At 60.1% G+C, this 8,510-nt stretch carries 5 protein-coding genes and 1 pseudogene; 1 reads left to right on the top strand and 5 read right to left on the bottom strand.

The features are described from left to right. Positions 1–215: 215 nt before the first annotated feature. The 5 genes and pseudogenes from AB7531_RS35715 to AB7531_RS35695 all read right to left on the bottom strand — a co-directional run bounded on the left by AB7531_RS35715 (position 216) and on the right by AB7531_RS35695 (position 5,038). Entirely contained in the window at positions 216–1,499 is a 1,284-nt protein-coding gene (locus tag AB7531_RS35715; RefSeq protein WP_063985285.1) for a S41 family peptidase, read from the bottom strand. A 185-nt stretch (positions 1,500–1,684) separates the two neighbouring features. Next, complete coding sequence (locus AB7531_RS35710) at positions 1,685–2,854, bottom strand: saccharopine dehydrogenase family protein (RefSeq protein ID WP_063985284.1); 1,170 nt, start codon at positions 2,852–2,854, stop codon at positions 1,685–1,687. Between the two features lie 662 nt (positions 2,855–3,516). Continuing rightward, positions 3,517–4,071 carry a thioredoxin family protein gene (locus AB7531_RS35705; RefSeq protein ID WP_063985283.1) on the bottom strand — a complete coding sequence of 185 codons (555 nt, stop codon included), beginning with the start codon at positions 4,069–4,071 and terminating at the stop codon, positions 3,517–3,519. 293 nt (positions 4,072–4,364) lie between these two features. Continuing rightward, positions 4,365–4,790, bottom strand: a pseudogene (locus AB7531_RS35700) (DUF1194 domain-containing protein); the annotation flags it as partial. An 80-nt stretch (positions 4,791–4,870) separates the two neighbouring features. After that, a complete protein-coding gene (locus tag AB7531_RS35695) occupies positions 4,871–5,038 on the bottom strand; it encodes a hypothetical protein (protein ID WP_187387807.1) in 168 nt (55 codons plus the stop codon). 163 nt (positions 5,039–5,201) lie between these two features. Between AB7531_RS35695 and AB7531_RS35690 the strand changes: the two genes are divergently transcribed. Further along, on the top strand, positions 5,202–8,420 hold the full coding sequence (locus AB7531_RS35690; protein ID WP_187387806.1) for a DUF3237 family protein: 3,219 nt from the start codon (positions 5,202–5,204) through the stop codon (positions 8,418–8,420). Positions 8,421–8,510 lie beyond the last annotated feature (90 nt).

Raw genomic sequence — 8,510 nt, 5'->3', positions numbered from 1 at the left:
TTGCGATCGACAACACAGATCCGGCGGCAAGGTTCCTCGACAAGACGGTGATGCTCGGCCCGGCTTTGACGGTGGTCTGCGCCCGCAGAAGGCGATCGAATGAACTGCGTGCCTAACGACCGTTCTGGGTCAAACTGCGACTTGGCAGGGAGGGCAGCTTTTGGCGCGCAAACCGGACCTAGTCAGGAATGGATCTCTTAGCTGCCTCCCGAGGATCAGGCCACGGATAGGACTGCGATTGCACGATTGAGTTGAGGATCATCTAGACCCATGGAGCCCGGCTCGGCTTGGACCTCGATCGTGGGTGCGACGCCAACGCCTTCCAGCCGCTCGCCGTCGACCTCCACGTCCCCGACCGCGAGCAACAGCAAGCCGCCATCAATGAGAAATGCCGTCGCAGCGAGGACAGCTCCCTCGGTCCGGCTACCGATGACCTCGCCAAGCCGATATTTCTTGAAGCCATAGGCAAGGATTTCCTTGCCGCTGCGGGTGCCACCGTTGACAAGCATGGCGGCAGGCTTGCGCCACTTCACGTTCTCGAGTTCGCTGGCGCGATTGCGATCAGTGACCTGTATCGTCGGCGCTCGCGTGTTGAACAAATCAAGATATCCGGGGATCGCGCCGCCCCAGCCATCGCGCAAGTCCCAGATCAGTGCGTCGGCGCCGTTCAGGGGACTCTGCGATAGAAGATGCTCGAGCGTCCGCTGATACACGGAGCCGGCGTAGCACCAGACATGAACATAGCCGATGCTTCGGCCGTTGGCCGGTATTATACGGGCGCTGGCCTTCAAGCCGTCCAAGAACATCTTGTTGGGCTCAATTTCGACCGGAGTAACCGATATTTGCATAAACGCGCCGGCACGACGCAGCCCCAGCACAACTTCCTTGCCGACCTTGCCACGGAATGACTGTACCGGCTCAAACGGTGCACCATCGGCGAAGACGATCGCATCGCCAGCGAGCAGGCCGGCTTGTTGGGCTGGCGTGCCTTCTATAACACCGGTGATCATGTTGCGACCCTGCGTGTCGAGACGCGAGAGGATGCCAATGCCGGGATAGGAGATACGGCCATTCGGAAAAACACGTTCCAGTCCGCGCCGCCTTAACGCACCAGCAAAGATATCAGAAAGCTGGTAGTACTCTGGTTCGTACGGTGTGTAGTAGCGGGTGTGCGAAGCATGCAGCTCAGAGAGCATACTATTAATGACGCCGGCCAGCGCCTCTTCGGAACTCGCCCGCGCGGCGTCCGGCAAGTAACGTTCCCGGACGGCCGACCAATCGAGCCCGTCTAGGTGCGGATCGTAAAAACGATCTCGCACGGTCCGCCATACCTCCTCGAACGTGGCGATGCGTGCGGGCACGGCCTGGGATGTGGCCGAATCCGCTGCTTGTTGCTGCTCGGCCCACAACACCGTTGGAGTCAGAGCTGATGCCGCGGCCACTGACGTGAGCCGCAAAAAGCGGCGGCGCGACAGTGCTGAGTTGACTACCTTCTTCATCGTGCAACCTTGCGATGGAGCTCGTCGCTGTCTCGATAATCGGACATTCTCAGAGCCAGAGGGAATGTCTCAAACGGGCCGAAAGCGGCCATTGAACCGGATTTGAGGCCGCGCACGCCAATCCGCGCTTTTCGTTGGTTACGATCCACGTAGCCCAGCACGCCGCTGCAGTTCTGAGCGTTACCTCAACGCGCGTTGAAGGTGAGGCCGGCGCGCTCCTTTAGACGCTTGCGCAACGCCGGACCCATCAGCGCGCCCGGCGTCCAGGTGCCGCCCTCGCCCTGCACGTCGCGCACGAGGCAGAGAGCGCTCTCGGCGATCATCTTGCTGGTCGAGCCGTAGCCCGGATCGCGGTCGCCCGTGACGACCGCCTCGACCCGTCGGCCATCCGGCAGCTCGCCCAGGAAGAGGATGTCGTAGAAGCCCTTCGCGCGCTCTTCCCGAGTCGGGCCTGCACCGGGTTTGAGACCGCCGGTCCCGAGCAGGGAAAATATGGTGGCGAAGGTCTCCGTCGTCACGCGACCGATTTCCCCAAATCCGGGCGCGACCATCATCTCGTCGTAAACGAAGTCCGTGCCGTAGGGATGACCCAACAGGAAATTCGTGCGGTGTACGTTCTTGGTGTTGACCGGCGCCATGGGAAACGGCACGAGCCACACGTTCATGCTCGGGTCGTATTCGGGGATAAGGCCCGACGGCTGAGACGGCCCGGTGAACCCCGGTGTCAGCGCGAAGGGATCGGTCAGCAGCCGGATCAGGGCCGGGTCGCGCGCCGCGGCCGCCAACGTCGCCTGGGCGCTCGCTGCGGTGCCGCCCGACATGCCGCCTTTCACCTTGCGCAGGCGGGCTTTAACCCGCCGCGCCGGGCGTCCGAATTTCTCGCGCGCCTTCTCCTGCAACGTGAGCACGCCGAGATCGAACGGGATGGAATCGAAGCCGCAGGAGAAGACGATGCGCGCGCCGGTCCGTTTCGCCTCTTCGTGATGGGCGTCGATCATGCGCCGCATCCATGCCGGTTCGCCGCACAGATCGACATAGCTAGTGCCGGTGGCCGCGCAGGCCGCCACAAGCTCGGGGCCGTAAAGCTGATAAGGCCCGACCGTCGTGATAATCACGGCCGCACGCTCGCACATCGAACGTAGGCTGGCCGGTTCGCCGGCATCCGCTTTCACCAAAATCAAATCGTCTGGTGCGCCGATGTCGGCACGCACTTTCTGAAGCTTGTCGGTCGAGCGTCCCGCGATCGCCCAGGACGGAGCATCGTCGCCGCGATAGGACGTCGTCAGATATTCGGCGACGAGACGGCCGGTGTAACCCGTCGCGCCATAGACGATGAGGTCGAAGTCCCGCTTCACGACGCTGGTCCTCCTCGAACCCGGGAGAGCGTTACCCCTTACTCGGACCGGTCTTCCGCCGGCAGGATCGCACCAGCTTGCCTAGCGCGCTCATTCGATCACCTCGTCGGCGCGGGCCGAGCAGGCGCCTAAGAGGTGGGGATGCCAGGCCATTTTGTGCTGTCCCGGAGCCCGGCGAGGACACGAGGACGCGCAGTAAGTGCCACTAGAGGGGGCAGCCGCTTTCGTTGAACCGTCCCATCGCATTTGACGGAGGATACCACAGTTCCTGTCTTGGGGTGCGCAACGTCCGGTTGGAGTCAATACGCCATTTTGACCGCGGGCGAGCCACTTCCCGTCTCCCCTCGACAAGCGGACAGTTTCCGGGCCGGTTGGCGTGCCCCAAACGGGCCAACACCGGAAGAACTCAGGGTGAGCAAATCTGGTCCGAGCGCTCGACAGGAGTCGATCGGTGTCGCAAAAGCGACGCAGCACTGACGGGTCGGATTGTAGGAGCCGAAGCCTCGTGTTGCCCCGGAAGCAGACCTGAAGGAGAAGGGGCGAACGCGACTCCGGCAGCAGCCGCAGGGTCCTCGTGATGCCGCTAGTCAAATCGCACATGTGCAGCAAATGCTGCCGCACGCGGCGGTCTCAGATACGAAACCTGTTGACAGGGATCGGCTTCATTCGTCCTTCCATTTGATCGAGCAGCCAATAGACGCCTTTTGGTCAGCCGGCGCAAGACCGGTGGTCGTAATCGCGCGCATGGCCTCGACAAGCTCTCGGGGCGCCCCCGCGCGAGGCGGAGTCGCACGCCCTTCGTCGAGCCGGCCGCGATACTTGAGCTTGCGGTCGGCATTGTAACCGAAGAAGTCCGGCGTACAGACCGCCCCATACGCCCGAGCGACTGTCTGGGTCTCGTCGTGGAGATATGGAAACGGGAAATCATGAGCCCTCGCGAAACGCTTCATATTCTCAAACGAGTCTTCGGGATAGTTCGCCGCATCGTTCGAGCAAACCGCCGCAAAGCCTATGCTCTCCGACATCAGCACGCGGGCGTCCGAAACCATGCGGTCGATCACCGCTTTGACATAGGGACAATGGTTGCAGATGAAGACGACGACCGTGCCTTTTTCGCCCGCAACGTCGTCCAGTGCGTAAATCTTGCCGTCGGTGGCCGGAAGCTGGAACACGGGCGCCGGCGTATCAAGAACGACTTGGGTAGCTGCTGTCGCCATTTCGCACCTCCTTGTGCCCAAATATATGCTGACTACGGCCTGCTGGGGCACAGTTTCCAAAGCCTACTCGCCAGTCGCGTTGTTTTGGCCATATGTTAGCCATTTCCGGTCGCCCCTTAACAGCCGTCATTGGGACGAGCGCGGGATTTCGTCGGTGTAGGCCACGAACGGACGTTAGCAGCTCCAATGTCCCGACGCGTGGGGCTGCGACCATGATAAACTGCTGTCCAAAGTTTGTTCGCCCGGCGGCTCTGAATGATCGTCTCGACACTCACCGCCGGCCGCGCTCCTGCGATTTTTTTGCCGATCAGACAGGGCACCCGGGGCTCTTTCTCGGCGGCTGGGACGATCCCGCTCTCTGGCGTGAGGCCCGCAACTTCGCGAACAAGCTTGGTCCGGATCGCTGCCTGGAATTTTTCGCGATCTTTGATCGTCATGATGAAGGCGCCCGGCCCTCCGATCACGCAGTCCTCGTAATAGAGATCGAGGTTCTCGATATCGGTCGTCGAGAGGGATGGCTCCTTCACCATGATCGGGAGGCCGTTGATGATGATGCCTTTCTCCAGGGCAGCGTCGCGCGCGCCGGTTACGGGGGCTCCGTCGTTGTTCGGCCCATCGCCGGAAATGTCGATGACGCGCCGCAACCCGCGATACGGATTCTTTTCGAACAGCTGCAGTGCGAAATTAATCGCACCGGAAATTGAGGTCGCACGGCCGCGACCTCATGTGCCGCTAATGCAAGCCACCGCCCGCGCGGACTTGCGGGCTAGGCTTTCTGTTGGCGCTGGCGGCGTGCTGTTTACACCTCCAGAAATTCCTCGCCGACGAAAGGGCCCACGCCGATCTGGCCGATCGCCTGGACATGTTTTGCACTGCGAGACCAGGACATTCGACCTACCGCAGGCTTCGCGACGATCTCTTCGGGCATGTAGCGTTTTTGCCGTTTGTAGTCCTCCTTGAGGCCCAACACATACCTCAAGTCGGATCACTTCCAGGAGGTGGATAAGTGTGGCATTCGCAAGGACCAGCAGGATATTATAAATTCCGACATTCGCGCTCAGGAATAATGGTTCGAACGGACAAAGCGGCGCGGCTCCTGGCGCGGTTCATTCTATTCAAGGGAGACCAGCGTGGGCACAGCGATTCGTAGCAGCGGAATGATCCGCGAGGCCTCTCGGCTCGCCGCAGCCGGCGAGCTCGGAAATTCGGATGTCATTCGACTCTTGCAGATTCCTCATAGCAAAGAGGACGTTCAAGAAGTCCTTCGCACCTTCGAGCAGCAACTGTCCCGAGAAGCGAAGAGCAAGTTGACTTTGGACGCGTTCGTGCCGCCACCGTCCGATATCGATAATGAGCGGTACGAACCACTCTTCGACAAGTACATCATCACGGGCAAGACCTATACGACCGCCAGCGGCGCAGTCGTGCCGAATGAGCTTCAGTATTATAACGGTCAAATGGTGCACCTCTACGGCGAGTGCTCCAATGTACCTCTCGTGAATGCCGCATTGGCCGGCAGTGGCTACAGGCCGATAATCTTGAAGTACGCGGACGGCAGGCACGCGGCTGTCGCACAGCTCTGGTCGAATAAGTTCACCGACACCTCGATCCGGCCGTATGCCGCCATGTTCATAGTGGTTGCTGCCGTGGCGGACAACGCTCCCGAAAGCCATGCGTCCCTGAGGGCGGCCTCCAACGGCTCATCGAGCGTGCTTGTGATGCTTGATGGATCGTTCGATCCCGCAATGGCGGTGTATGAGAACGAAGCGCGGATGTACATGTTCCGACTGCTCGATACAACCCAGGTTGCGATCGACGTCGGCCGTGAGCGCATGGGTACCGACAAGCGGCCCGGGACCATCGATATGGCGTGCATCGGTCGCCGGCTCCACTTGTCGATCAAAGACCAGCACAGACGTGGCGTCGTCCAGGGAGACCTGGCGCTTACCGGGGATCCGACGGCATACGAGTCAGTGGTAGCTCAGGCGGCCAAAACAGCCGGCGTCACGCTGCAGGCGCTTCCGCGCGGTGCCGAATGCGTCTACCCGGCGGTCGCGCGCATCGGGCAGGGGTCGGTCGTTTGCTGGCAGTGGCGAAGCGATGTCGCCCCTCGGCTGCAACCGGTGATGCCAGGATCTTTGCACTTCGACCGGAGCTCGGAGGAAGGTCGGACCCTTCTCGCATGGGGCTTCACGCCCAAAGTGCTGGGTTTTTTTCCCAAGGTGCGGGGGGTGATCACCGGCCTGGCGGATCAGACCCCGCGTTGCGCCCGCGACAGTTCGGCTGCATGCGAGGGAATGGCAAACGCCGGCTCGCGCCTTCGTTGGGGGGCATCCGAAGAGGCCGCCTCTGCCCCATTCCGCTTGGCTTGGAATACGAGCTTCCTCGGATCATTGAAGGTGGTGCTCCGCAAAGAATTGGTCGGCCCAATGTCCGACGGCCTCCGGGTCAATTGGCACATCACGGAAGGGACCTTCGTTGGGCCGGGTCACGATGCCGTCGTGTTACCCGGCGCGGCGGACTGGATGCATATCCGCCCGGATGGAATTGCGATCGTCAACGTCCGGGCGTGTTTCGAGACGCGGGACCGTGTTCGCGTGTACGGCGCCTACGGCGGGGTCGCCGATTTTGGTCCCGACGGCTACGCTCGGGCGCTGCGCGGTGAGTATGACCAGCAAATCTCCGCCGTGGTCACACCGACATATGAGACTGCGGATCCGAGGCTCGAATGGCTCAATCGCGTCCAGTGCATCGGTGTGGGGAAGGTGGACATGAGCGCGCTTCGCGCGCAGTTCGACATGTACGTGGTGCGGGTGGGGGAGCGAGCACAAGAGGCGTCCAGCGCTGCAGCACAGTCACCGATACCGGAGCAGATCATCACCGCGGTTGAACGTTTTCGCGCCGCGATTCCTGCCAATTTCGATCCGATCTACGTCGAGAAAGTCGTCATACCGTTCTTCCTGACGAACGTTTACGAAGGGGAGCGGCCCCTTTTGCCAATGATTGACCTTAATTTCAGTAAGGAGAATGCACTCCCTCGTGATCGTTTTGGTCTCATCTATCGTGACTGGAAACCGACCCCTGAGGAGGGCGTGATGGTTTTCCTGCAAGGTCTCGAGAAGCGGGGTCAGAATAATCTTCGCAAGCGAATCTATTTTTCGGCGGTGACGCCCGATCTCTATAAGCCGATGTACCGCGCCAAAGTTACAGCTTTCTTTGACAAGCTCTTAGATCAGAAATTCGCTGACAGGCCATTCATGCAGCATTACCTCGACCACTATTTCGACCTCTATTGGGACCTTCACCTTGGACTTGTTGGCAGCGATATTCCCCGTGAGGTTCGTGAAATAGGAGAGGCGTTCAATACGGTCTTTGCCTATCGGGATCCGTTGCTGCCAGTTACCTACCAAAACTATATGAAGGTTCGTGAGCTTCAGGATTTTCTCAAATCGTGGATCGGCAAACGCATCGACGATATCCAATCGGGCAAAATCAAAAATCCCGAGAGAACCATGGCTTGGCATTGGCTGAAGAATGCCCAGGACGGCGGTCATTTCAGCAAGAAGGACATGGTCATTGAGTGCCTCCACGATTTCGTCGCGCTAAGCCAATGGGGCAATGCGATTTTCCGGGTCATGTCGCTCCTGTCGGAAGACCGCGGCGACCAGGCCGTGCGAGCATCATTTCAGAAGACAATGAGCGGAAATTTCGACACTGCCGGAGGTGCGTCTTTCTCGCCACTTGAGCTATTCGTAATGGAATTGTTTCGCGTGATTTCGCCGAACGGTGGCAGCGTCTCCGCCATCCATGATGCGAGATTAAGCGTCCGCGGGGAGGCTCCGCAGCAAAAGCTCGGCATGCCGTTTGAAAGAGACAGCTATGTATCCACGCCGCATGCCAGCACCAGCCTGGATCCGGTTCACTGGACGGATCCGAATACGTTCGATCCGCAACGATATCTCCGCGTCCCGACCAGCGCGCAGATCAACGATGACAAGTGTCGGCAAATCGGCCTGGCACGGTGCCCGTTCGACATCACCAATTTCAAGGTCAAGGACGGACGAAACGCCCATATTACAAATAGCGGCTTCGGCACCTTATTTGTCGTTGCGGACGAACGAAGCTACCCGGTTTGTGACTATGCCGGCTTTGCTCCGTTCGGCTTTGGATACCGACGATGTGCGGGTGAACAACTGACAATTCTCGTATTTGAGGATTTTTTGCGAAAGGTCTGGCGCGACAAGATCGTGTTTCGGAAGCTTGATCTGGCAAATCCTGCTCGCGTACCAGTCGGACTGGACGCGGTGATCCAAGACGATATCGGGTTCTACAGATCCGCCTTGCGATAGCGTATCGCGCCGCTGGCACGCGGTTTTTAGCCGTCGCAAGCGGACTGGCGCCGGCGTGGGGAGATCCAGCAGGTCGCCAACTACCGGCAG

It is taken from the genome of Bradyrhizobium sp. 63_E2_N1_3, from assembly GCF_052076005.1.
Taxonomy (GTDB): Bacteria; Pseudomonadota; Alphaproteobacteria; order Rhizobiales; family Xanthobacteraceae; genus Bradyrhizobium; species Bradyrhizobium barranii.
This window is presented reverse-complemented; position numbering and strand designations above follow the sequence as displayed.

Bases quoted from the DNA above. Each gene is read 5' to 3' on its own strand.
- AB7531_RS35715 (WP_063985285.1), bottom strand. From the start codon at position 1,499: ATGAAGAAGGTAGTCAACTCAGCACTGTCGCGCCGCCGCTTTTTGCGG.
- AB7531_RS35705 (WP_063985283.1), bottom strand. From the start codon at position 4,071: ATGGCGACAGCAGCTACCCAAGTCGTTCTTGATACGCCGGCGCCCGTG.